1 protein-coding gene is annotated in these 495 nt (G+C 56.0%); it reads right to left on the bottom strand.

Annotated elements, in window-relative coordinates; genetic code table 11:
* The coding region (locus EXE42_RS16720; RefSeq protein WP_158293774.1) for a twin-arginine translocation signal domain-containing protein at positions 1–230 on the bottom strand (230 nt) is incomplete at its 3' end.
* Between the last annotated feature and the right edge of the window lie 265 nt (positions 231–495).

Below are 495 nucleotides of genomic sequence, written 5' to 3'. Positions count from 1 at the left end.
GACCCGACGTATTCGGGATCATATTGCCCGTGGAGGACATTCTCCGAGCGTTCGAACAGCACGGTGAGTAGGTCGATTCTGGTCGCGTTCCCATCGGAAGCGGTCGCCTCGACATTGATTGATTTCACGAAAACACGTCCTGTCGTTGTGTCGACCGAACTGACGCAGCCTGCCACCCCGACAGCACCTACGACGCTCACTCCTGCGAGGAAATTCCGGCGGGAGGGCATATCTGGAACGTGTGACATACTGGGAAAATATCTTGTGCCTATTTTTCACAATATCCGGGGTGCGGACATGCGATCGTAGAAGCAATTCAGCCGCTCGTAAGGAGGCAGCTGAAGCTTTGAGGCTGTAACAGAAGCCGTTGCGTTACCGGTCACAAACGAGCAGAGACGTCACTCCTCGCGTAACGTCCGAAAGGAATTGTGCGTGGGTGCTGTCGTAGAGACAACACCGGCATCGTTGGGGGTGTGCCCCGAGCGATGCGTGGGA

Source organism: Halorubrum sp. SP3 (genome assembly GCF_005435195.1).
Lineage (GTDB): Archaea > Halobacteriota > Halobacteria > Halobacteriales > Haloferacaceae > Halorubrum > Halorubrum sodomense.
This window is presented reverse-complemented; position numbering and strand designations above follow the sequence as displayed.